Source organism: Rhodopseudomonas rhenobacensis (assembly GCF_014203125.1).
Classification (GTDB): domain Bacteria; phylum Pseudomonadota; class Alphaproteobacteria; order Rhizobiales; family Xanthobacteraceae; genus Rhodopseudomonas_A; species Rhodopseudomonas_A rhenobacensis.
In genome coordinates, this window is record NZ_JACHIH010000001.1 from 81,924 (window position 1) to 104,232 (window position 22,309).

At 65.2% G+C, this 22,309-nt stretch carries 20 protein-coding genes; 7 read left to right on the forward strand and 13 right to left on the reverse strand.

Going from position 1 to position 22,309, the window contains the following annotated elements:
- Positions 1-53 precede the first annotated feature (53 nt).
- The 6 genes from rpsT to gyrB all read left to right on the forward strand — a co-directional run bounded on the left by rpsT (position 54) and on the right by gyrB (position 9,791).
- Positions 54-320, forward strand: a complete 267-nt coding sequence (gene rpsT, locus HNR60_RS00410) for a 30S ribosomal protein S20 (protein ID WP_184253073.1) — start codon at positions 54-56, stop codon at positions 318-320.
- 1,200 nt (positions 321-1,520) lie between these two features.
- The gene (gene dnaA / locus HNR60_RS00415; protein WP_184253075.1) at positions 1,521-2,942 is read left to right on the forward strand and encodes a chromosomal replication initiator protein DnaA; all 1,422 of its coding nucleotides are present in this window, start codon (positions 1,521-1,523) and stop codon (positions 2,940-2,942) included.
- A 329-nt stretch (positions 2,943-3,271) separates the two neighbouring features.
- Positions 3,272-4,390, forward strand: coding sequence for a DNA polymerase III subunit beta (gene dnaN / locus HNR60_RS00420; protein ID WP_184253077.1), 1,119 nt, complete (start codon positions 3,272-3,274; stop codon positions 4,388-4,390).
- 174 nt (positions 4,391-4,564) lie between these two features.
- A complete protein-coding gene (gene recF / locus HNR60_RS00425; protein WP_184253080.1) occupies positions 4,565-5,704 on the forward strand; it encodes a DNA replication/repair protein RecF in 1,140 nt (379 codons plus the stop codon).
- 199 nt (positions 5,705-5,903) lie between these two features.
- Positions 5,904-7,097 carry a calcium-binding protein gene (locus HNR60_RS00430; RefSeq protein ID WP_184253082.1) on the forward strand — a complete coding sequence of 398 codons (1,194 nt, stop codon included), beginning with the start codon at positions 5,904-5,906 and terminating at the stop codon, positions 7,095-7,097.
- A gap of 252 nt (positions 7,098-7,349) precedes the next feature.
- On the forward strand, positions 7,350-9,791 hold the full coding sequence (gyrB, locus tag HNR60_RS00435; RefSeq protein ID WP_184253084.1) for a DNA topoisomerase (ATP-hydrolyzing) subunit B: 2,442 nt from the start codon (positions 7,350-7,352) through the stop codon (positions 9,789-9,791).
- A gap of 41 nt (positions 9,792-9,832) precedes the next feature.
- Here gyrB and HNR60_RS00440 read toward each other — a convergent pair whose 3' ends face one another.
- The 3 genes from HNR60_RS00440 to HNR60_RS00450 form a co-directional block, all read right to left on the reverse strand.
- Positions 9,833-10,453, reverse strand: a complete 621-nt coding sequence (locus HNR60_RS00440; protein WP_184253086.1) for a Uma2 family endonuclease — start codon at positions 10,451-10,453, stop codon at positions 9,833-9,835.
- A 298-nt stretch (positions 10,454-10,751) separates the two neighbouring features.
- Entirely contained in the window at positions 10,752-11,261 is a 510-nt protein-coding gene (locus HNR60_RS00445) for an Lrp/AsnC family transcriptional regulator (protein WP_184253088.1), read from the reverse strand.
- Positions 11,262-11,462: 201 nt separating this feature from the next.
- Entirely contained in the window at positions 11,463-11,687 is a 225-nt protein-coding gene (locus tag HNR60_RS00450) for a hypothetical protein (RefSeq protein ID WP_184253090.1), read from the reverse strand.
- Between HNR60_RS00450 and HNR60_RS00455 the strand changes: the two genes are divergently transcribed.
- The gene (locus HNR60_RS00455) at positions 11,671-11,952 is read left to right on the forward strand and encodes a hypothetical protein (protein ID WP_184253092.1); all 282 of its coding nucleotides are present in this window, start codon (positions 11,671-11,673) and stop codon (positions 11,950-11,952) included. The two genes, HNR60_RS00450 and HNR60_RS00455, sit on opposite strands and share 17 nt — an antisense overlap.
- Positions 11,953-12,170: 218 nt before the next feature.
- Here the strand turns inward: HNR60_RS00455 and ccoS are convergent, their stop codons facing one another.
- The 10 genes from ccoS to HNR60_RS00505 all read right to left on the reverse strand — a co-directional run bounded on the left by ccoS (position 12,171) and on the right by HNR60_RS00505 (position 22,306).
- Positions 12,171-12,350, reverse strand: a complete 180-nt coding sequence (ccoS, locus tag HNR60_RS00460; RefSeq protein ID WP_184253094.1) for a cbb3-type cytochrome oxidase assembly protein CcoS — start codon at positions 12,348-12,350, stop codon at positions 12,171-12,173.
- Between the two features lie 3 nt (positions 12,351-12,353).
- Positions 12,354-14,549 carry a heavy metal translocating P-type ATPase gene (locus HNR60_RS00465; RefSeq protein ID WP_184253096.1) on the reverse strand — a complete coding sequence of 732 codons (2,196 nt, stop codon included), beginning with the start codon at positions 14,547-14,549 and terminating at the stop codon, positions 12,354-12,356.
- A gap of 209 nt (positions 14,550-14,758) precedes the next feature.
- The gene (locus HNR60_RS00470; RefSeq protein ID WP_184253099.1) at positions 14,759-15,259 is read right to left on the reverse strand and encodes a FixH family protein; all 501 of its coding nucleotides are present in this window, start codon (positions 15,257-15,259) and stop codon (positions 14,759-14,761) included.
- A gap of 20 nt (positions 15,260-15,279) precedes the next feature.
- Complete coding sequence (gene ccoG / locus HNR60_RS00475) at positions 15,280-16,737, reverse strand: cytochrome c oxidase accessory protein CcoG (RefSeq protein WP_184253101.1); 1,458 nt, start codon at positions 16,735-16,737, stop codon at positions 15,280-15,282.
- A 117-nt stretch (positions 16,738-16,854) separates the two neighbouring features.
- A complete protein-coding gene (gene ccoP / locus HNR60_RS00480; RefSeq protein ID WP_184253104.1) occupies positions 16,855-17,736 on the reverse strand; it encodes a cytochrome-c oxidase, cbb3-type subunit III in 882 nt (293 codons plus the stop codon).
- A gap of 6 nt (positions 17,737-17,742) precedes the next feature.
- On the reverse strand, positions 17,743-17,907 hold the full coding sequence (locus HNR60_RS00485; protein WP_184253106.1) for a cbb3-type cytochrome c oxidase subunit 3: 165 nt from the start codon (positions 17,905-17,907) through the stop codon (positions 17,743-17,745).
- 9 nt (positions 17,908-17,916) lie between these two features.
- A complete protein-coding gene (gene ccoO, locus HNR60_RS00490) occupies positions 17,917-18,654 on the reverse strand; it encodes a cytochrome-c oxidase, cbb3-type subunit II (protein WP_184253108.1) in 738 nt (245 codons plus the stop codon).
- A gap of 11 nt (positions 18,655-18,665) precedes the next feature.
- Entirely contained in the window at positions 18,666-20,315 is a 1,650-nt protein-coding gene (gene ccoN, locus HNR60_RS00495; RefSeq protein ID WP_184253110.1) for a cytochrome-c oxidase, cbb3-type subunit I, read from the reverse strand.
- A 259-nt stretch (positions 20,316-20,574) separates the two neighbouring features.
- Positions 20,575-21,495, reverse strand: a complete 921-nt coding sequence (gene panE / locus HNR60_RS00500; protein WP_184253112.1) for a 2-dehydropantoate 2-reductase — start codon at positions 21,493-21,495, stop codon at positions 20,575-20,577.
- A gap of 73 nt (positions 21,496-21,568) precedes the next feature.
- Positions 21,569-22,306, reverse strand: a complete 738-nt coding sequence (locus tag HNR60_RS00505; RefSeq protein WP_184253114.1) for an SDR family oxidoreductase — start codon at positions 22,304-22,306, stop codon at positions 21,569-21,571.
- Positions 22,307-22,309: the final 3 nt, after the last annotated feature.

A 22,309-nucleotide genomic window follows, 5' to 3' on the forward strand; every position in this document is an offset into this window, starting at 1 on the left:
GCGTCGGTCGTGACGCCCGGTCACGCGCTGGCCGCTGAAGGATTTGAAACACCATGGCCAATACAACCTCCGCCAAGAAGGCGACCCGCAAGATCGCCCGCCGCACCATCGTCAACAAGTCGCGGCGCACGCAGATGCGCGGCGCGGTTCGCACCGTCGAGGAAGCGATCGCGAGCGGCGACCGCGAAGCGGCGCTGAAGGCGATGATCCGCGCCGAGCCCGAATTGATGCAGGCCGCTCAACGCAACATCGTTCATAAGAACACTGCAAGTCGTAAGGTGTCGCGGCTGTCTCATCAGATCGCGAAACTCGCGAAGTGAATTGACGACAAATAAGCGACCAACAAGCCCGGCATTGCCGGGCTTTTTTTTGCTCTGTTGCGATTGCCCAGAAGTCGATGCGCGGTGTTTCAATCCGGGTCGTGCATCATTTTGCACTGGTAGTTTTACTCGCCGACTCGTATCCGCACGAGTAAAAAAACCCCTGCTGTATCAGCTTAAAACACATTTTGCCTGACTCCGCGCATTTTGAAAAATGCAAGCGCGTCGCGTCACGGCCGATCGCGCGCGACGGGAGTTACCCTGTTTCGGCGCACAGGAAAAAACGCGCGGCGATAATCACTTATCGGCATAGCGCGGAGCAGCGCTTTGAAAAAGCGATCGCGCTCGGCTCGAAGGTAAACGATTTATGAATTTATTTTGGGCACGCCGGCGCCGGCGGAAATCTGAGCGCAGTTCGATTCAGCGCGCAGATTCAAAACCTTGTCTCAAAGCTTAAAATTCAACGAAGATTTTCGCAGCGGCCAAGCTGTTTTTGGCGGCGCGTAGCAACAATCAATTCCGTTGCGGGAAACCGGACGTCGTGTATTTCTTAACTCGTTCGCGACGCCCACGGCTCTTCAGATCAGCGCGGTTTGAGAACCTGGGGCGGACACGCAGATCGGCGGCGGTATGCGCGTTAGCGACGCTTTCCAAGCGAAGGACGGATCGCAACTCATAGCAATGTGAGGATGGTTGACCTATGCCGAAATTCTCGAACGAGGTGTTCGCTTTCGAACAGTTCGCAACAGGGAAAGACGCAGTGGCCCACCGCAGCCGGCCCCGCCGAAAGCGTAAGGACGGGAGCGCTTCGCTCCCGAACGAAGGTGGTCCGTCGCGGGCTTGAATATTGAGTTGGTGAGACGACAGCTTGCCGCGCGGTGCGCGGCGAGAGGGGGAGGCTTTATGCGCAACGAACTGACGGCTTCATTTGATCAAGGCTCATTGACCCACCCGCATTCCTTGACGGCTGCGATTTTCTTCGACGACGCGCATTGCGCACGCCCCCCCACCTGCCCGGGTAGACCGCTCGCTCTGTTCTGACCCCAGCGAGTCATCCTTCGACGATCAAACCCGCCAGCGGCGCTTCGCCGCGCGGTTGATCTTTGCCGAAGGCGCTCTTGGCGCGCGGCGACAGCCGCCTTGCGGTTGGCCCGCGCCATCATCCCGGAACATTCCTCTATCTGAAAAGTCGCCTATCAAATGACAAACATCGAACAGGATCGCTGGTCACGGGTTAAGGGCCGCTTGCGCTCGAGTGTCGGTGAAGACGTGTATTCCAGCTGGTTCGCCCGGATGGATCTGGAGAGCGTGCAGTCCGAAAGCGTGCACCTCTCGGTCCCGACGCGGTTTCTCAAGAGCTGGATCCAGACGCATTATTCCGATCGCGTGCTGAGCTGCTGGCAGGCCGAGATGCCGCAGGTGCATCGCGTCGACCTTACCGTGCGCACCGCGATGCGTTGTGCCTCGCCCGCCAAGGACGCGCCGGTCGCCGCCGAGCCGCGCCGCGACGACGGCCGTGCGGCGCCCGAGCTGCGCGCCACCGCGATCGCGCCGGTGTCGGCCACCCACGAGGCGCTCGGCGGCTCGCCGCTCGACCCGCGGCTGACCTTCGGCAGCTTCGTGATCGGCCGCTCCAACACGCTGGCGCATGCCGCAGCAAGGCAGGTCGCCGAAGGCCGCCGCGGCGATCCGGTGATGTTCAACCCGCTGTACATTCATTCCGGCGTCGGCCTCGGCAAAACCCATCTGCTGCAGGCGGTGACCTGGGCCGGCAATTCCGGCACCGAACGCAAGGTGCTGTATCTCACCGCCGAGAAGTTCATGTACGGCTTCGTCGCCGCGCTGAAATCGCAGACCGCGCTCGCCTTCAAGGAAGCGCTGCGCGGCATCGACGTGCTGGTGATCGACGATCTGCAGTTCCTGCAGGGCAAGACCACCCAGGCCGAGTTCTGCCACACCCTGAACGCGCTGATCGACGCCGGACGCCAGGTGGTGATCGCCGCCGACCGGCCGCCGTCGGATCTGGAGAGCCTCGACGAGCGCGTGCGCTCGCGGCTCGCCGGCGGTTTGGTGGTCGAGATGGCCTCGCTCGGCGAGGACCTGCGGCTCGGCATCCTCAAGTCACGCGTCACCGCGGCGCGCGCGCATCATGCGAGCTTCGACGTGCCGCTGCCGGTGTTGGAATATCTCGCCCGCACCATCACCCATAACGGCCGCGACCTCGAAGGCGCGATCAATCGCCTGTTGGCGCATTCCAAGCTGAACGCCCAGCCGGTGACGCTGGAAATGGCCGAGCGCGAAATCCGCGACCTGGTGCGGCCCCAGGAGCCGAAGCGGATCAAGATCGAAGACATCCAGCGCGTGGTGGCGCGGCAGTACAATGTCAGCCGCTCTGACCTGTTATCGTCGCGCCGCACCGCCAATGTGGTGCGGCCGCGCCAGGTGGCGATGTATCTGGCGAAGACGCTGACGCTGCGCTCGCTGCCGGAAATCGGACGACGGTTCGGCGGCCGCGACCACACCACGGTGCTGCACGCGGTCCGCAAGATCGAAGGCCTGGTGGCCAAGGATACGGCGCTGTCCGACGAAGTCGAACTGCTGAAGCGCCAGTTGCAGGAATAGCCGTCGCGCGAGGCTCGCCGCGCCGGCGGCTTTGCCGACCATCGTTGCGACAGGGCGGTCGAACCGGGGTCGGCTCGACCGCCCTGTCGGTTTCGAGCCGCGGCGGGCGCGGCCTGCGCCCGCCCCGAGCGGCAAAACGTGGGGACCCCCGCCTCCACACTCTTGCACTTGTCGCGCAACCACGTCACCTTGCGGTCCCCCGCGGGCGCGAGCGAAATCCCTTTGCTTGGCGGCTTCGGGCGTCAATCGCTGCGGCCCCCTCCTGGGCGGTCGGGCTTTCCATCACATGTTCCCAACATGCTGTGGATTTGGATCGGGCGGGTTTTGCAATGAAGGTCACCGTCGAACGCGCGCAACTCTTGAAATCGCTGGGCCACGTCCATCGCGTGGTCGAGCGGCGCAACACGATTCCGATTCTCGGCAACGTGCTGCTGCGCGCCGAAAAGGGCCGGCTGTCGCTGAAGGCGACCGACCTCGACCTCGAGGTGACCGAGACGCTGCCGGCGGAGACCGCCACCGGCGGCTCCACCACGGTGCCGGCGCACATGTTCTACGACATCGTCCGCAAATTGCCGGACGGCTCGCAGATCGTGCTGGAAAGCGACGGCGAACGCGCCGTGCTGGCGATCCGCGCCGGCCGCTCCCGCTTCACGCTGCAGACGCTGCCGGAAAACGACTTCCCCGACCTCGCCGCCGGCGAGATGACGCATTCCTTCACGCTCACCGCCGCCGACGTCAAACGGCTGATCGATCGCACCCAGTTCGCGATCTCGACCGAGGAAACCCGCTACTACCTCAACGGCATCTATCTGCACAGCGCCGGCAGCGCCGCGGCTTCGACGCTGCGCGCGGTCGCCACCGACGGCCATCGCTTGGCGCAGGTCGATCTGCCGCTGCCGTCGGGCGCGGCCGGAATGCCCGGGGTGATCGTGCCGCGCAAGACGGTGGGCGAAGTGCAGCGCCTGATCGAGGACACCGAGGCCTCGGTCGGCATCGAATTATCGGTCGGCAAGATCCGCTTCACGCTCGGCGACGTGGTGCTGACTTCGAAGCTGATCGACGGCACCTTCCCGGATTACGGCCGGGTGATCCCGCAGAACAACGACAAGGAACTGGTCGTCGACAAGAGGGATTTCGAGGCCGCGGTGGACCGGGTCTCGACGATTTCCTCGGAGCGCGGCCGCGCGGTGAAGCTGGCATTGAGTGCCGGCAAGCTGGTGCTGTCGGTGACCAATCCGGATTCCGGCAGCGCCACCGAAGAGCTCGAGGTCGAGTATGCCTCCGACGCGCTCGATATCGGCTTCAACTCGCGCTACCTGTTGGACATCGCCGCCCAGATCGAAGGCGAAGTCGCGGTGCTGAAGCTCGCCGATCCCGGCTCGCCGACGCTGGTGCAGGACCGCGACGCCAAGGGCGCGCTCTACGTGCTGATGCCGATGCGGGTGTAAGCCTGCCATACAATGGGCGGTCATCGCCCGGCTTGACCGGGCGACTCGGTATTGCAGAGCGTTTCGCTCCGGCACTGTCGCTCTGCAATACTGGGCCCTCCGCTGTCGCGGAGGGTGACAGCAGAAATTGCCGCGGCTCATTGCGACGACTTTGACAAAGTCCAAGACCTGCCAATGACCGTCTCCCGCATCCATCGCCTGACGCTGACGCATTTCCGCAATTATCGCGCGGCGAGCGTGACCGTGCGCGGCGACGTCGTGGTGCTGGTCGGGCCGAACGGCGCCGGCAAGACCAATTGCCTGGAGGCGATCTCGCTATTGTCGCCCGGCCGGGGCTTGCGCCGCGCCACGCTCGACGACATCGCCGACAATCAGGGCGACGGCTCCTGGGCGGTGTCGGCCGAGGTCGAAGGCGCGCTCGGCCTCGCCACGCTCGGCACCGGCATCGATCCGCGCACCGAGGCCGCCGCGACCACACGGCGCTGCCGGATCGACCGCGAGAATGTCGGCTCGGCGGCGGCGTTCGGCGATCATCTGCGCATGGTGTGGCTGACGCCGGCGATGGACGGGCTGTTCTTAGGCGCCGCCTCGGAGCGGCGGCGGTTCTTCGACCGGCTGGTGCTGGCGATCGACAGCGAGCATTCCTCGCGGGTCGCCGCGCTCGACCGCAGCCTGCGCTCGCGCAACCGGGTGCTGGAGCAGCGCAGCGCCGACACGCATTGGCTCGACGCGATCGAGCGCGAAACCGCCGAACTCGCGGTCGCGGTGGCGGCGATGCGCGGCGAGACGGTGACGCGGCTTGCCGCAGCCCTGGCGCAACGCAGTACCGACTCGGCGTTTCCGTCGGCAACGATCGCGCTCGACGGCTGGATGGAGAACGCGCTTCGTTCCGAACCGGCCACCGCGGTGGAGGACCGCTATCGCACCGCGCTGCGCGACAACCGCGCGCGCGACGCCGCCGCCGGCCGCACCTTGGACGGTCCGCATCTCACCGACCTGCGGGTGATCTACACGCCGAAGAACATGCCGGCGCGCGACGCCTCCACCGGCGAACAGAAGGCGCTGCTGATCGGCCTGGTGCTGGCGCATGCTTATCTGGTCGCCGAGATGACCGGCATCACGCCGCTCCTGCTACTCGACGAGGTGGTGGCGCATCTCGATCCGTCGCGCCGCCGCGCGCTGTTCGGCGAATTGGCGCGACTCGGCGCCCAGGTCTGGATGACCGGCGCCGACCCCGCGGCGTTCGTCGATCTCGGCGAAGGCGGCGAAGTGTTCGAGGTCGATAACGGCCGCATCGCGCCGCGCGGCGGTTAGCACATCGTTCCGATCGCCCGATCCTGCTACTTCGACCGCGGCGGACCGACGCTGACGCCAAGCGCTACCTGATACCATTGATAGCAGCGATGCATGACAAAATGTCGCGACGGCGATGCCGCGGCATTTACAATGTCTTCACCATGTTGAGCGAACCATGCGGCAGCCGTTTTGGCCCCCGTGATGATGGACGCTTCCGATGTACATCGCCGCCTCGAACAGCAGCGCCGGCAACGGCTCCATCCAAAACCACGCGGCGGACCAGCCGGCGCGGCAGATAGCCGGCAGCGGCGCGTCGGACGGCCAGGCCAACGACACAGCCTCGTCGAAAGCCGCGGGCAACCCGGCGACCAGGATCGAAATCTCGAGCTATTCCCGCCGCTTATTGGCACGCGCCAGCGCCGAGCAAGCCGTCGTGGCGCAGCTGTTGGCGCAGATCAACGCGCTGCGGCACGGCACGTCGTCGGTCGGCGCCCCGAGCGGCCCCGGCGACTACGCCACGATCAGCACCGGGTCCGGCGACGACGTCATCGAAGCCGCGCGCTACGCGACCATCAACGCCGGCGACGGCAACAACAAGACCTCAACCTACGACTATGCCACGATCAGTACCGGGGCAGGCAACGACGCGATCGACAGCTACGGCTACGCCACCATCGACGCCGGTGGCGGCGACAACAGAGTCAGCACCTACGATCATTCCACCGTCGCGACCGGCGCCGGCAACGACGTCGTCGACACCTATGGCTGGTCAACCGTGGATGCCGGCGACGGCAACAACACGGTCAGCACCTACAACCATTCCACCGTCGCGACCGGCGCCGGCGACGACGTCATCAACACCTATGGCTGGTCCACCGTGAACGCCGGCGGCGGCAACAACACGGTCAGCACCTACAACCATTCCACCGTTGCGACCGGCGCCGGCGACGACGTTATCAGCACCTATGGCTGGTCCACCGTGAACGCCGGCGGCGGCAACAACACGGTCAGCACCTACAACCATTCCACCGTCGCCACCGGATCCGGCAACGACGTCATCAGCACCTACGACCACTCCACCATCGACGCCGGCGCCGGCAACGACGTCATCACCGCCGGCGGCTATTCCACCATCACCGGCGGCCGTGGCGACGATTTGATCAAGATCGACGGATGGGCCGCCACCGTGGCGTTCGGCCAGGGCGACGGCTACGACACGATTCGCTCCAGCAGCGACCTGACACTGGCAATCAGCGGCTATTCGCAATCCGACGTCACCGTGACGCGCAAGGACGGCACCGCGGTGATCAGTTTCAAGGGTTCCGAGGATTCGATCGTGCTCGATCTCGCCGGCAATGGCTTGGCGAAGCTGAGCTTTGCCGACCATTCGACGCTGAACGTCAGGGTATAAAATCGCCCCGCGAACGGCGCCGCGGCGGCGCGCCTTGCGGGCCGGCTGAGACCGCTGTGAGGCCCGCGCACCGCGCTGTTTCCAGGGTTCCAAAACGGCCCGTTCGGGCCTTGAAAAACCCGCAAAAAATCCCATTTATTCAATAACTTGTCGGCCGCGACTTTGCGCTAGGCGGATGCCGCCTTTCGTGGCACAAAGGCGCATCTGAGATGAACTATTTCGCGTTGATTCGACGCGCCCCAAAGGCCCCTCATGACAGAACCCGCCCGGCAGCCGATCGCCGAACCCGAACCGTCCGCCTCCAGCGACTATGGCGCGGAATCGATCCGGGTGCTGAAGGGCCTCGACGCGGTGCGCAAGCGGCCCGGCATGTATATCGGCGACACCGATGACGGAAGCGGCCTCCACCACATGGTCTATGAGGTGGTCGACAACGCCATCGACGAGGCGCTGGCCGGCCATGCCACCGCGGTCGAGGTGGTGCTGAACGCCGACGGCTCGGTGACGGTGCGCGACGACGGCCGCGGCATCCCGGTCGGCATCCACAAGGGCGAGGGCATTTCGGCGGCCGAGGTCATCATGACCCAGCTGCACGCCGGCGGAAAATTCGATCAGAACTCCTACAAGGTGTCGGGCGGCCTGCACGGCGTCGGCGTCTCGGTGGTCAACGCGCTGTCCAGCAAGCTGCAGCTGCGGGTCTGGCGCGACGGCAAGGAGCACTTCGTCGAATTCGCCCATGGCGACGCGGTGGCGCCGCTGGTGGTGGTCGGCGACGCCAACGGCAAGCGCGGCACCGAGGTGACCTTCCTGGCCTCGCCCGAGACCTTCACCCACATCGAATATGATTTCGCCACGCTGGAGCATCGTCTGCGCGAGCTCGCGTTCCTCAATTCCGGCGTCACCATCGTGCTGTCCGACCTGCGCCACGCGGTCGAGAAGCGCGAGGAGATGATGTATCGCGGCGGCGTCGAGGAATTCGTCAAATATCTCGACCGCAACAAGAAGGCGATGGTGCCCGCCCCGATCATGATCGCCGCCGAATTGAACGGCATCGGCGTCGAGGCGGCGCTGTGGTGGAACGACAGCTATCATGAGAACGTGCTGTGCTTCACCAACAACATCCCGCAGCGCGACGGCGGCACGCATCTCGCCGGCTTCCGCGGCGCGCTGACCCGCCAGGTCAACGGCTATGCCGACGTCATTGCCAAGAAGGAAAAGATCGCGCTGACCGGCGACGATTGCCGCGAGGGCTTGACCGCGGTGCTGTCGGTGAAGGTGCCGGACCCGAAATTTTCCTCGCAAACCAAGGACAAGCTGGTCTCCTCCGAGGTCCGCCCGGTGGTCGAGAACGTGCTGAACGAGGCGCTGGCCGCCTGGTTCGAGGAACACCCGGCCGAGGCCAAGGTGATCGTCGGCAAGGTGATCGAAGCCGGCGCCGCCCGCGAAGCCGCGCGAAAAGCCCGCGAATTGACCCGGCGCAAGGGCGCGCTCGACATCGCCTCTTTGCCCGGGAAACTCGCCGACTGCCAGGAGCGCGACCCGGCCAAGTCCGAACTGTTCATCGTCGAGGGCGACTCCGCAGGTGGTTCCGCCAAGCAGGGCCGCAACCGCGAATTCCAGGCGGTGCTGCCGCTGCGCGGCAAGATCCTCAACGTCGAGCGCGCGCGGTTCGACAAGATGCTGGGCTCCGAGCAGATCGGCACGCTGATCACAGCATTAGGCACCGGCATCGGCCGCGACGATTTCGACATCTCTAAGCTGCGCTACCACAAGATCATTCTGATGACCGACGCCGACGTCGACGGCGCGCATATCCGAACGCTGCTGTTGACGTTCTTCTTCCGGCAGATGCCGTCGCTGATCGAGGGCGGTTTCCTCTATATCGCGCAGCCGCCGCTCTACAAGGTGACGCGCGGCAAGTCCGAGCAGTACCTCAAGGACGAACGCGCGCTGGAAGACTATCTGATCGAGACCGGGCTCGACGATTGTGTGTTCAAGCTGGCATCGGGCGAAGACCGCAGCAGCCGCGACCTGTTGGCGCTGGTGGAAGACGCCCGGCAGATCCGCGGCACGCTGCACAATCTGCACAGCCGCTACAATCGCAGCGTGGTCGAGCAGGCGGCGATCGCCGGCGTGCTCAATCCGCGCGTCACCGGCGACCTCGACACCGCCAACGAGGCGGCGGCCTACATCGCGCGCCGGCTCGATGCGCTCGCCGACGAGGTCGAGCGAGGCTGGGTCGGCCGCTACATCGAGGGCGAAGGCTTTTCCTTCGAGCGCACCGTGCGCGGCGTCAAGGACGTGGCGATGATCGACGCCGCGCTGTTGTCCTCCGCCGACGCCCGCAAGCTCGACGAATACGCCGCCAACCTGCAGGAGGCCTATCCGCGGCCCGGGATCCTGCGCCGCAAGGACAGCGAGACCCCGATCCACGGCCCGGTCAGCCTGTTCGAGGCGGTGACCGACGCCGGCCGCAAGGGCGTGGCGCTGCAGCGCTACAAAGGTCTCGGCGAGATGAACCCGGAGCAGCTCTGGCACACCACGCTCGACACCAATGCGCGCTCGCTGCTGCAGGTGAAGGTCCGCGAGGTCGACGAGGCCGACGACATCTTCACCAAGCTGATGGGCGACGTGGTCGAGCCGCGCCGCGAATTCATCCAGGACAACTCGCTGAGCGCCAACGTCGACGTGTAGGCAGCGCATGGGGCGGCGGCTGAACCCGGGCGCTCGATCAACTACGGATCAGACCCGCCTGGTTCGCAGGCTTCGGAGGCAGGCTCGACGAGCTTCGGCTTCGGGCGGAACTCCAACCCCGCGTAGATGTCTCGCAACTCCAGCCGGACCTCGAGTTTGTCGAGACGGATCGCGGCGTCCAGCCCTTCAACGACAATAGCCGTCCAGATCCGATCCTCGGCTCGATAATGGAAATGCACTTTCGGACTGGCGGTGTCGACCAACAGAATGTAGTCGAGCGTCGGAAGCGACTGATACTCCGCAAGCTTGATCGTCACGTCGATGCCCCCGGTCGTGGGGGACAAAACCTCGACCACCAGCGACGGCCGGTCGGCGACCAGCGAGGCGTCGTCCGTTGTGCCGCAATCGACGCCGAGATCGGGCATTCGCCGGGTCGCCGGCGACGTCGCGACGTAGGTGTCGCCGGTGAAGGTCTGACACCGGCCGCCACGGGTTTGCAGATTGAGCGCGGTGATGAGATTGACGACGATATGATCGTGCCTGCGTCCGGCGCCGGCCATCATGACGACCTCGCCATCGACGAGTTCGTATCGCCCTTCCCGCCCGGCGATCCAGGCGAAGAACGCTTCCGGCGCAATCTTGGGAATGTGAGACGGCCGCATGGCTCGTTAGATACCATCCATCCCGATTGACGACAACTCGGAGCCCTTGTGGCGGTTCGGTCCGCGCGCCTGAGGCGCTGTCATTCCGGGCACGAGCGGCGTGAACTGCGAGAACCCGGACTCTCGCCCGCAGAGCACAGGAGAATCCGCACGTGTTGCGAGATTCCGGGTTCGCTCGTTCTGCGAACCGGCGCCCCCGGAGTGACGGCGTCGCTCGGTTCTATGGATCAACTGCACATAGGCGGGTCAGAGCCGCCGCCGAACACGACAGCCGACCGGCCGCCCCGAAGCGTCGCCGCTACGCCGCTTCCAGCGCCGGCACCGGCAGCGCGGTGACCGACTTGATCTTCTCCATCGCAAAGCGCGAGGTGACGTTTTTCAACGCCACCGCGCTGATCAGCTTCTTGTAGAACACATCATAGCTGCGCATGTCGGCGACCACGACGCGCAGCATGTAGTCGACGTCGCCGGCCATCCGGTAGAACTCGATCACTTCGGGCATCGCGCTGACCGCCTCGGCGAATTTCTTCAGCCAGGCATCGGAGTGATCGCCGCTTTCGATCGAGACGAACACCGACAGCCCGAGCCCGATCTTGTTCTGATCGACCAACGCCACCCGCCGCATGATGATGCCGTCGCTCTCCAGCCGCTGGATCCGCTTCCAGCACGGCGTCGACGACAGCCCGACGCGGTCGCCGATCTCGGCCACCGAGAGCGAGGCGTCCTGTTGCAATACGGTGAGAATCTTGCGGTCAATGGCATCGATCCGGCGATGAGATTCAACCGGAGGGAGTGCAAGTTCGGTCATCGGTAGAACTTTCTTCTAAATGCAAGGTCGGCGAGCATCATAGTTGGGAGATTATTTCGCGCAAGCCCTTTTTTGTCCAGGAGTCGCGAATGCCGGGACTGCGGGCGGCGCCGGCGGGGAGCCGGGCTCAACGCGCCAGACGCGGCAGCCGGACGCGGGCGCGCCCGACCGCCGCGGCGGTCGACAGATCATGCACGGCGTTCAGCTGGCGATGCGCTGCTCGCCCCGCGCCGGCCGGCGGCGCCGGTTGTCGAGCGCCGAGGCGTGGCGCAGCGCGGCCTTATGGGCGGCGCCGGGCGAGCGGAAACCGCGGCCGTCGAGATCGTTGAAGTCGTGCGTGGCGGCATGGAAGCGGAAGTAACGGCCGTCACGGACGACGATGCCGGCGGCGCGAGAACGGACTTCGATGATGAATGCACTGGACATGACAAACCCGTCGCCGGGCTCAGCGGCCGGCGCCTTTCTGGTTCGTAGCAATGGGAAATCGGGTGAGCGGTCGAAGCTTCGGCTTCAACAACAACAGCTCGGCCAGCGCGCCTCACCGATGGCGGTGATCACACGCGACAGCAACGCTGAAATCCTTCGTCGGAACGACATCGCAATCCCCATCCGACCGGCGCCCTTGCTACGCGTGCAGGGCTCAATCGTCTTCTGTCCGACCGCACATCCGCTTGGGCGGCTCATCAACTGATCGGATGCACGGATTTCGTCCGATCTCGGCTGTGAAGTCAACACGGCCCAAAAAATAAGCTGATCCTTCCGCGGGCGACGCGCTGCGCGAAATGATCACGCGTCGCGAACGCCCCCTGACGAAATCACCTGCTGCGCATCCGGATCGAACTCTGCACCCGAAACACTCACTCCGCTGGCGACCGCGGATTCGCGGCCGACCGGCGTCGAATACGCGAACTACTCCTTGCGCGGCGCCACCGGCGCAGGCGCCTGCGGCGGATCGTCGTCGAAAATCGCCCGCCACGCCGCGCCGTCGAGATCCTCGTATTGGCCGCTGCGCAGCGACCACAGGAACCCGACCAGCCCGACCAGGCCGAGGCACAGCGCCAGCGGCACCAGAAACACCATCACTTCCATGAGCTAATCTCCCTGGCCGGCGTGGCGCGCGCGGATCGCATTCAGCATCACCAAAACCGACGATCCCGACATCGCGATCGCGGCGATCAGCGGCGTGGTCAGGCCGGCGATGGCGATCGGCACCGCGAGCACGTTGTAGCCGATCGCGAGGCCGAGATTCTGTCGCATCAGGCGCATCGCCTTGCGCGAATAGTCGACCGCGGCCAGCACCGGCGAAAGCTCGTTGCCGAGGAACACCAGGTCGGCGGTGGCCTGGCTGAGATGAGCGGCGCTGATCGGCGACATCGACACCGTGGCGGCGGCGAGCGACGGCGCATCGTTCATGCCGTCGCCGACCATCATCACCTTGCGGCCCTGCCGCTTCAGCTCCTCGATCCGCGCGATCTTGTCGGCGGGTTTGACGCCGGCGCGCCAGACGCTGATGCCGAGCGCGTCGGCGGCGTGGCGCACCGCGGGCTCGCGATCGCCCGACAGCATCTCGACGGCGATGCCCTGCTTCTGCAGCGCGGCGATCACCGAGGCTGCGTCCGGCCGCAGCCGCTGCCGCACCGCGAAGACGTAGTGTTCGGAGCTGCCGCGGCTGAACGCCACCACCGAGACTTCCGGATCCTGGCTGAGGATTTCGTTGGCGAGCGATTCGGCGTGACAATAGGCCGGGCTGCCGAGCTTGACCTCGTGTCCGCCGACGAAGCCGCGCACGCCCTGGCCGGGCTCTTCGACGACTTCGGCGAGCGGCGACTTGGCGCCGGCGGCGCGCGCCACCGCGGCGGCCACCGGATGATGACTGGCGAGCGCCAGCCGGCCGGCGAGGTTGAACACCTCGGCGGGCACGCTTCCCGCGTTGACGACGTCGAGCTCCGGCAAGGTCAGCGTGCCGGTCTTGTCGAACACGATGGTGTCGACGCCGGCGACGCGTTCGATGGAGTCGCCGGAATTGAGCAAAACGCCGGAGCGGAACATGGCGCCGGCGGCGACCGTCTGCACCGCCGGGATCGCCAGCCCGAGCGCGCAGGGGCAGGTGATGATCAGCACCGCGATCGCGGTGACGATGGCGTCGTGCCAGGAGGCGCCCCACGCCACCCAGCCCAGCATGGTCAACAAAGCCGCAGCGTGCACCAGCGGCGCGTAGAGTCTTGAAGCGCGGTCGGCGAGCCGGACGTAGTGCGAGCGGGCCTGCAGCGCGTTCTCCAACAGCCGGGAGATTTCCGACAGCAGCGTGCCTTCGGCGGCGGCGGCAACGCGAACGCGTAGCGTGCCGGAGATGTTCAGCGTGCCTGCATAGACTTGCGTGCCGCGCTCGGCCTGGGCGTGCAGGGTTTCGCCGGTGATCAGGCTCTGGTCGAGTTCGGAGCGGCCTTCGATCACCTCGCCGTCGACCGAGCAGCGCTGCCCCGGCCGCAGCAACACGATATCGCCGGGCTCGACCGCGGCGATCGGCACCTCGCGGATTTCATCGGCGCCGAAGAACTTGGTCGCGGTCTCGGCCTTCAGCGCCGCGAGATTGCCGGCGACGGCGCGGGTGCGCTGCCGCATCTTCTGGTCGAGGAAGCGCCCGGCCAAAAGGAAGGTCAGCAGCATGATCGCGGCGTCGAAGTAAGCGTGCTCGGCGTGGTTGACGGTCTCGACCAGCGACATCGCCAGCGCCAGCGTGACGCCGATGCAGATCGGCACGTCCATGTTGACGCTGCGCGCGCGCAGCGCCCGGAACGCCGACGTAAAGAACGGCTGGCCCGCATAGGCGGCGCAGGGCAGCACCACCAGCGCCGACAGCCAGTGGAAGAAATCGCGGGTGTCCTGCGTCATGTCCGAGCCGGCCCACACCGCCACCGACAGCATCATCACGTTCATCGATGCGAACGCCGCGACGCCGAGACAGGTCAGCAGGAATTTCGAACGGTCGGCCTCGTCGAGTTCGGCGCGCACCGGCTCGAACGGATAGGCCTTGTAGCCGAGTTCGGCCAGCCGATCGATGAACTGCGCCGGATCCAGCGTGCCCTTCTTCCATTCGATGGCGAGGCGGCGGTCGGTGAGGTTGACGCGGGCGCGGGTGACGTCCGGCATCGCCGACAGCCCGCGCTCGATCTTGGCCATGCAGCCGGCGCAGCTGACGCCTTCCACCGCGAGATCGAGATGGGCGATCTGCGCATCGACGTCCTTGACGTAATGCGAAAAGTCCCGCGTCAGCAGCGTGGCGGTCATGGTGGTCTCCTCGAGCATTTCATTCGGGTCGGAGCAGCTGACCCAAATGCAGTCGTCATTCCGGATTGCGGGTTCGAAGAACGAGCAAGTCCGGAATCCATACCCCCTGCGGTGGTTATGGATTCCGGGCTCGCTCGCAGCTGAAGCTGCTCGCGCCCCGGAATGACGGCCTGGAAATCTTCAGCGCATCGATCACACTCGAAAACTCTCTAGTTCAACACCAGGCGATTTTTCGACAGAAACACCCGGTTGCCGGTGGAATCGCCTTCGATCACCAGATCCCATTGTCCGGGCGAGACGCCGACCGCGTTGCCACGATAGACCCCGTCGCCGATCTCGGCGAGCACCACGTCCTTGTCGGCGCGCTTGTCGGCGGGGCGTTCCAGCCGGCCGGAAAACGTCAGGCCGGCGAGCGGCGCGCCGTTGCGGTCGCGCGCCTCGACCCGCAGCGTCGCCTGGCCGTCGGGCTGGCGCTCGACGCGGGCGTCGACGCGCCAGTCGCGCTGCGCCTGGTCGCGCGCCGCGGCGATCTCGTTGGAATAGCTGATGCTGGCGCTATAGGCGCTGTCGACCTCGGTGCCGGGCAGCGTCGTGATCGCCAGCATCATCATCGTCGCGTTGACGCCGAGCACCACCGCGAAGAAACCCAGCAGCGCGGCGAGCACGACGCCCCCACTCAACGGCCGTGGCGACGACACATGTTTGCTCATGACGGGCTCCGCGGTTCAACTCAGGGCGTGACGAAATTATCGCTGGTGGAGGCCACTTCGCCGAGCCCGATATCGGTGATGTGGAACTTGACCGGGGTCGACGGCGCGAGTTGGGCATCCGGGCTCGAGGTCACCAGCACCCGCAGTTCGGTGGTCTGGTCACGGCCGAGCACGATGGTCGGGCGCTCCGGGGTGATCTGGTCGACGCCGACGACCTGCACCTGGGCGCCGGCCGGTCCCTCGACGTCGATCGCGACCACCCGATCGAACGCGCGCTTGTTCAGCAGCCGCATGGTGTAGGCGTTGCGCACCGAGCCGTCGCTGAGCCGCACCGCCAGCGGGTTGCGATCGTGCAGCACGTTGACGTCGAGCAGCGAGCGGGTCATCAGCGCGTACAGCATGATCGCGCCGACGCCGACGATCAGCGCCGAATACACCACGGTGCGCGGCCGGACCATCCGGAACACTTCCGGCTTGCCCTCCATGCGGCGGTGGATGTTGATGTCGTTGTCGTAGCCGATCAGCCGGGTCTCGCGGCCGATCTTCTTCATCACGGTGTCGCAGGCGTCGATGCACAGCCCGCACTGGATGCAATCGAGCTGCGAGCCGTCGCGGATGTCGATCCCGGTCGGGCACACCGCGACGCACTGGTTGCAGTCGATGCAGTCGCCGACCTTCTCGCCTTGCGCGCGGGCCTGCTCGGCCTTCTTCAGCGAGGTGCGCTGTTCGCCGCGGTCGTATTTATAGGTGACGTTGAGCGCCCATTCGTCGGTCAAAGCCGCCTGGATCCGCGGCCACGGGCACATGTAGACGCAGACCTGTTCGCGCATGAAGCCGGCGAGCAGATAGGTGGTCGAGGTCAGGATGCCGATCCAGATATAGGCGATCATCGGCGCCTGGAAGGTGACGAGCTCCTTCACCAGCGTCGGCGCGTCGGCGAAATACAGCACCCAGGCGCCGCCGGTCCACCACGCGATCAGAATCCAGATCGAGTGCTTCAGCACCAGTTCGGCGCCGCGCTGCAGCGTCAGGCCTTCGGCGGCCTTCTTCATCCGCTCGCGGCGATCGCCCTCGATCAGCCGCTCCACCGCGTAGAACACGTCGGTCCACACCGTCTGCGGGCACAGATAGCCGCACCACACCCGGCCGCCCAGCGAGTTCATCAGAAACAGCGTGATCGCCGCGACGATCAGCAGCCCGGTGAAGTAATAGATTTCCTGCGGCCACAGCTCGATGAAGAAGAAATAGAACCGGCTGTTCGGCAGATCGATCAGCACCGCCTGGTCGGGCGCGCCGATCCCGCGGTTCCAGCGCACGAACGGCAGGAAGTAGTAGATCCCGAGGCAGATCGCCATCAGGTACCACTTGATACGTCGAAACGTCCCCGAAACACTCTGCGGGTAGATCTTCTTCTGGGCCACATAAAGCGGCCCGTCCGGGTCCGTTTGCAGGTCTTTCGGCAGCACGGGCTTGTTCATAATGAGGGTACATCTCGCTTCGATGGAGAGTGAGCCTTAGGCTCACTCTCATGGGCGAAATTGATTAACCTCAAGTGTTGGCTCGCATTATGGCGCGGGGGTCGGAACCCCGCGTCTTTACTTGCCGCCACCCAGGGAATGTACGTAGACCGCCATCGCCTTGATCGTGCCGGGATCGAGCCGGTCGATCCACGCCGGCATCACGCCGGCGCGACCGTTGGTGACGGTCTCGATGATGGTGGCTTCGTCGGACCCGTACAACCAGATCCGGTCGGTCAGGTTCGGCGCGCCGAGATCCGGATTGCCCTTGGCCTCGTCGCCGTGACAGACGGTGCAGTTCTCCGCGAAGATCTTGCCGCCGGCGGCGACATCGACGCCGGGCCGGGTCGACAGCCCGGACAGCGAGCGCACGTAGTTGGCGACGGTGACGATCTCGTCTTTATTGAGCGTGCCGGACTGGCCGAACGCCAGCATCTGGCCTTCATGCGCTTCGGCGTGGCCGCTGCGGGCGCCGTATTTGATGGTCTGCTCGATCTGCTCCAGCGTGCCGCCCCACAGCCAGTCGTCGTCGTTGAGGTTGGGGAAACCCTTGGAGCCGGCGGCGCCGGTGCCGTGGCAGGCGGCGCAATTGTCGCCGAACACCGCCTTGCCGCGGGCCCGCGCCATCGCCAGCATGCCGGGGTCCTTCTCGATATCGGCGAGCGGCGCGGTGGCCAGCGCCGCCATCTTGTCGCCGCGGATCGCCTCCAGCTTGGCGAGTTCCACCGCGACGTCGGCGCGCGACGAATAGTTGAACCAGCCGGTGGTGTAGCTCTGCACCAGCGGCCACGCCGGATACACCGCCCAATAGGCGAACGACCAGATGATGCAGGCGTAGAAGGTCAGCACCCACCAGCGCGGCAGCGGCGTGTTGAGTTCCTCGATGCCGTCCCACTCGTGGCCGGTGGTGTGCTTGCCGGTGACTTCGTCGAAGGTTCCGTGCTTGTCGTGCTCAGCCATGATCCGTCATTCCTCTCGCAGCGGCATGCTGGCAGCCGCGTCGAATTTCGACTTGTTCTTGGGCCAAAGCGCGTAAGCCACGATGGCGATGAAGATGGCGACGAACAACGGCGTCCATAGCGTGAGCACGAAATCCGATACCCAATTGTCGACGGTGACGATCGCTTTCATATTCGTGCCTCAGCGAAGGTTGGCTTTTTCATTGTACAGCTTGAAGTCGACCAGCGTTCCCAGCATCTGCAGGTAGGCGACCAGCGCGTCGAGCTCGGTCGGGGCGCCGTCCTTGCCGTCGAAATTGCGCACCACAGCCTTGGGATAGCGCTTCAAGAGCTCGGCGGCTTCCGGAGTGTCCGGATTGACCTGCGCCTTCATGTCGGCGCTCGCGTTGGTGATCTCGTCGTCGGAATACGGCACTCCGACGATGCGGTTGGTACGCAGATGATCGGCGATTTGCGTGGTGTCGACCTCGGTGCTGGCCAGGAACGCGTAGCCCGGCATCACCGATTGCGGCACGATCGAACGCGGGTTCTTCAGATGGGCGACGTGCCAATCGTCGGAATACTTGCCGCCGACCCGGGCGAGATCCGGTCCGGTGCGCTTCGATCCCCACTGGAACGGGTGGTCGTACATGCTCTCGGCGGCGAGCGAGAAGTGGCCGAAACGTTCGACCTCGTCGCGCAGCGGCCGGATCATCTGCGAGTGGCACAGATAGCAGCCCTCGCGGACGTAGATGTTGCGCCCGGCGAGCTCCAGCGGGGTGTAGGGCCTGATGCCGTCGACCTTTTCGATGGTGCTCTTGAGGTAGAACAACGGCGTGATTTCGACGAGGCCGCCGATCGCCACGACCGCCAGAATCCCGACGATCAGCACGATGGAGTTTTTCTCGAAGATCTTGTGACGATCCCAGAATGTTGTCATCGCGACGCTCCTTATTCGGCTGCCTGAAGCGCAACGCTCGGCTGCGTTTCCGATGACTCGCCGGTACGGACCGTCATCCAGAGGTTATAGGCCATGATCAGCGCGCCGCAGAGGAACAGGCCGCCGCCGGCCGCGCGGATGATGTAGAACGGATGCATCGCTTCCACGCTTTCGATGAAGGAATATTCCAGGAAGCCGAGCGAGGTGTAGGCGCGCCACATCAGGCCCTGCAGAATTCCCGACACCCACATCGCCGAGATGTAGAGCACGATGCCGAGCGTCGCGATCCAGAAGTGCCAGTTCACCAGCTTCAGCGAGTACAGCTGCTTGCGGTTCCAGACCCACGGCACCAGGCAGTACAGCGCGCCGAACGAGACGAAGCCGACCCAGCCGAGTGCGCCGGAGTGGACGTGGCCGACGGTCCAGTCGGTGTAGTGGCTGAGCGAGTTGACGACCTTGATCGCCATCATCGGGCCTTCGAAGGTCGACATGCCGTAGAACGCCACCGAGACCACCAGCATGCGCAGCACCGGATCGGTGCGCAGCTTGTCCCAGGCCCCCGACAGCGTCATCAGGCCGTTGATCATGCCGCCCCAGGACGGCATCCACAGCATGATCGAGAAGGTCATGCCGAGCGTCTGGGTCCAATCCGGCAGCGCGGTGTAGTGCAGGTGATGAGGGCCGGCCCAGATGTAGAGGAAGATCAGCGCCCAGAAGTGGATGATCGAGAGCCGATAGGAATAGATCGGCCGCTCGGCGCGCTTCGGGATGAAGTAGTACATGATGGCGAGGAAGCCGGCGGTGAGGAAGAAGCCGACCGCGTTATGGCCGTACCACCACTGGAACATGGCGTCCTGCACGCCGCCCCAGGCGATGTAGGACTTCGAGCCGAACCACGACACCGGCACCGCGGGATTGTTGCCGAGATGCAGCACCGCGATGGTGATGATGAAGGCGAGATAGAACCAGTTCGCCACGAAGATGTGCGGTTCCTTGCGCTTCACCAGCGTCATCAGGAACACCAAGAGATAGGTGACCCAGACCACGGTGAGCAGCGCGTCGGCGTACCATTCCGGCTCGGCATATTCCTTGGACTGGGTGACGCCCAGCAGATAGCCGGTGCCGGCGATCAGGATGAAGACGTTGTAGCCGATCACCACGAACCATGGCGCCAGATCGCCGGCGAGCCGCACCCGCGAGGTCTTCTGCACCACGTAGAACGAGGTCGCCAGCAGCACGTTGCCGCCGAAGGCGAACACCACCGCGGAGGTGTGCAGCGGGCGGAGCCGGCCGAAATTGACCCATTGGGCGACATTCAGCCCGGGGAACGCCAGCTCGAGGGCAATGTAGAGCCCGACGCTGAAGCCGGCGATGCCCCAGAACATCGCCATGAAGGAGCAGAATTTCACCGGGCCGAAATTGTAGTTCGGCACCCCGTTGATTTCCTGCGGCGGACGCGCGGCCGGCCGGCTGGAAAACCGGGTGATGATCGCGAACACCGCCCAGGCGCTGATCGCGGCGCCGATGGCGGCGTGGAAGGCAAAGGCGGAGTCCTGGGCTTTGATCACGCCGAGGACACAAAGCGCTGCCATCACGGTGAACAGGGCGATCATGCCCCCTTCGCCGATGGTTATCCGTTTCGAAGTCAGGGCCTGGTTCATCGTTTTCAGTTCTTCTTCAGGGCGGGGTCTGGTGAGTCACCAACCCGAGTTTCATGTCACCGGGTTTGATCGAAATCAAATTGCGCAAATCTTGGGCAACAAGGCACAACTCATCCGGGAATTGCCCCAGCGAGTGAAATTCTTTCGCAATTTGAAAAGGATACAGAGTCCGCCTGGCGAACTGCGGCAATTTGTTGTGATCTAGGTCAAATGTCCAAACCAAAGTCTTATGCCGCGTTGCAACTTTATCACGTGTGACTCAGCCGCGCTGCAACTGATAGGCCTGTAAATGTGTGAAGATGACACGCAATCGCGGTGATGGCGTCTTGGCGGCCTCGCCGCGGGCGATCAAATCGCCGATCACATGCTCCGATTCGATCGGCGCCCCGGCCTGGATGTCGCGGAACATCGACGCGGTCAGCGGCGAGCCGGCCGCCGTCACCATGCCGCGGGTCCGCTCCAGGAACGGCGCGCGCGGCGGATAGCCGGCCGCCTCGGCCACCGCGGTGCATTCGTCGAGCACGCCGAGGATGAAATCGGCGCCGCCTGGCGCTGCCAGCACGACGCCGACCGGCGCCCGCATCGCGCAGGTCGCCCCGGCCAGCGTCGCCAGGAACACCCACTTCTCCCACATCTCCTGAAGAATCGCCGGCGAGGCATGGACCTCGAACATCGCGCTGGACAACGCCGCGGTGATCGCCTCGACCCGGGCCGACAGCGCGCCGTCACGCTCGCCGAAGGTGATGGAATGCATCGGCGCGAGCTGCACCACTTCGCGCTTGGCATTCAGCGTCGCCGCCACCACGCATTGCCCGCCGAGCACCCGGTCGCCGCCGAATTTGCGGTCCAGCACGTCGAGATGCGCCATGCCGTTGAGCAGCGGCAGGATCGCGGTGGCGGGCCCGACCGCCGGCGCGAACGCGGCGATGGCGTCGTCGAGATCGAACGCCTTGCAGCTCAAGAGCACCAGATCGAACGACGGCTGCAGATCCGCCGCCAGCACGGTCGGCGGATCGGGCAGCGTGACATCGCCGTGCGGGCTGTTGAGCACCAGCCCTTGCGCCTTCAGTTCGGCGGCGCGCTTCGGCCGCACCAGGAACGTCACGTCGCGCCCGGCCTGCAATAGCCGCCCGCCGAAATAGCCGCCGATCGCCCCGGCGCCGACCACGAGTATGCGCATCGTCCGAATCCTTTGTTGTCTTGGCGGCGTTTGTACAGCCGCGCGGGCGTTGGACCAAGCACCCGCGGCTGCGCTACCATTTCTCGCCGAACGGGCGGATCTCCATCTCGAAGGACCAGGCGCTCTTCGGCTGCTGATAGAGCTGCCAATACGATTCCGCGACCGACGAAGGCGGCATCAACAGATCGGGATTGTCCAGCGCCGCCTTGCCCCACAGCTCAACGCGGCGCTCGCGCACCCAGGCGGTGTCGACCCCGGAATCGATCACCAGATGCGCGACGTGGATGTTCTTCGGCCCCAATTCGCGCGCCATCGCCTGCGCCACCGCGCGCAGCCCGAATTTGGCCGAGGCGAACGCCGCAAAGCCGGAGCCGCCACGCAACGACGCGGTCGCGCCGGTGAAAAAGATGTTGCCCGCGCCGCGCGGCAGCATCAGCCGCGCGGATTCGCGGCCGGCCAGAAACCCCGCCCAACAGGCCATCTCCCAGACCTTGCGAAACACCCGGTCGGTGGTGTCGAGGATCGGAAAATTGACGTTGGCGCCGACGTTGAAGATGCAAACCTCGAGCGGCGCATAAGCGTCGGCTTCGTCGAGGAAGGCCGCGACCTGATCCGCCTCGCGCGCATCCAGCGACCGCGCCACGATGCTGCCGCCTGCGGCCTCGATCTGTCCGACCAGGGGCGCGAGCTTGGCGCCGTCGCGTCGCCCGGCGAACACCGTGAAGCCCTCGGCGGCGAATTTCTTGGCGATCTCGGCGCCGATGTAATCGCCGGCGCCGATCACCGCGACGGTGGCATTGCGTGGTGACATGGG

Excerpts from the sequence above, each read along its gene's own strand:
- dnaA (WP_184253075.1), top strand. The coding sequence starts at position 1,521 with ATGACAAACATCGAACAGGATCGCTGGTCACGGGTTAAGGGCCGCTTG.
- ccoP (WP_184253104.1), bottom strand. The coding sequence starts at position 17,736 with ATGGCTGAGCACGACAAGCACGGAACCTTCGACGAAGTCACCGGCAAG.
- HNR60_RS00430 (WP_184253082.1), top strand. The coding sequence starts at position 5,904 with ATGTACATCGCCGCCTCGAACAGCAGCGCCGGCAACGGCTCCATCCAA.
- HNR60_RS00485 (WP_184253106.1), bottom strand. The coding sequence starts at position 17,907 with ATGAAAGCGATCGTCACCGTCGACAATTGGGTATCGGATTTCGTGCTC.
- recF (WP_184253080.1), top strand. The coding sequence starts at position 4,565 with ATGACCGTCTCCCGCATCCATCGCCTGACGCTGACGCATTTCCGCAAT.
- HNR60_RS00455 (WP_184253092.1), top strand. The coding sequence starts at position 11,671 with ATGAATGCACTGGACATGACAAACCCGTCGCCGGGCTCAGCGGCCGGC.
- HNR60_RS00440 (WP_184253086.1), bottom strand. The coding sequence starts at position 10,453 with ATGCGGCCGTCTCACATTCCCAAGATTGCGCCGGAAGCGTTCTTCGCC.
- panE (WP_184253112.1), bottom strand. The coding sequence starts at position 21,495 with ATGCGCATACTCGTGGTCGGCGCCGGGGCGATCGGCGGCTATTTCGGC.
- HNR60_RS00465 (WP_184253096.1), bottom strand. The coding sequence starts at position 14,549 with ATGACCGCCACGCTGCTGACGCGGGACTTTTCGCATTACGTCAAGGAC.
- HNR60_RS00445 (WP_184253088.1), bottom strand. The coding sequence starts at position 11,261 with ATGACCGAACTTGCACTCCCTCCGGTTGAATCTCATCGCCGGATCGAT.
- HNR60_RS00450 (WP_184253090.1), bottom strand. The coding sequence starts at position 11,687 with ATGTCCAGTGCATTCATCATCGAAGTCCGTTCTCGCGCCGCCGGCATC.
- HNR60_RS00505 (WP_184253114.1), bottom strand. The coding sequence starts at position 22,306 with ATGTCACCACGCAATGCCACCGTCGCGGTGATCGGCGCCGGCGATTAC.
- HNR60_RS00470 (WP_184253099.1), bottom strand. The coding sequence starts at position 15,259 with ATGAGCAAACATGTGTCGTCGCCACGGCCGTTGAGTGGGGGCGTCGTG.
- dnaN (WP_184253077.1), top strand. The coding sequence starts at position 3,272 with ATGAAGGTCACCGTCGAACGCGCGCAACTCTTGAAATCGCTGGGCCAC.
- gyrB (WP_184253084.1), top strand. The coding sequence starts at position 7,350 with ATGACAGAACCCGCCCGGCAGCCGATCGCCGAACCCGAACCGTCCGCC.
- ccoS (WP_184253094.1), bottom strand. The coding sequence starts at position 12,350 with ATGGAAGTGATGGTGTTTCTGGTGCCGCTGGCGCTGTGCCTCGGCCTG.
- ccoN (WP_184253110.1), bottom strand. The coding sequence starts at position 20,315 with ATGAACCAGGCCCTGACTTCGAAACGGATAACCATCGGCGAAGGGGGC.
- ccoO (WP_184253108.1), bottom strand. The coding sequence starts at position 18,654 with ATGACAACATTCTGGGATCGTCACAAGATCTTCGAGAAAAACTCCATC.
- rpsT (WP_184253073.1), top strand. The coding sequence starts at position 54 with ATGGCCAATACAACCTCCGCCAAGAAGGCGACCCGCAAGATCGCCCGC.
- ccoG (WP_184253101.1), bottom strand. The coding sequence starts at position 16,737 with ATGAACAAGCCCGTGCTGCCGAAAGACCTGCAAACGGACCCGGACGGG.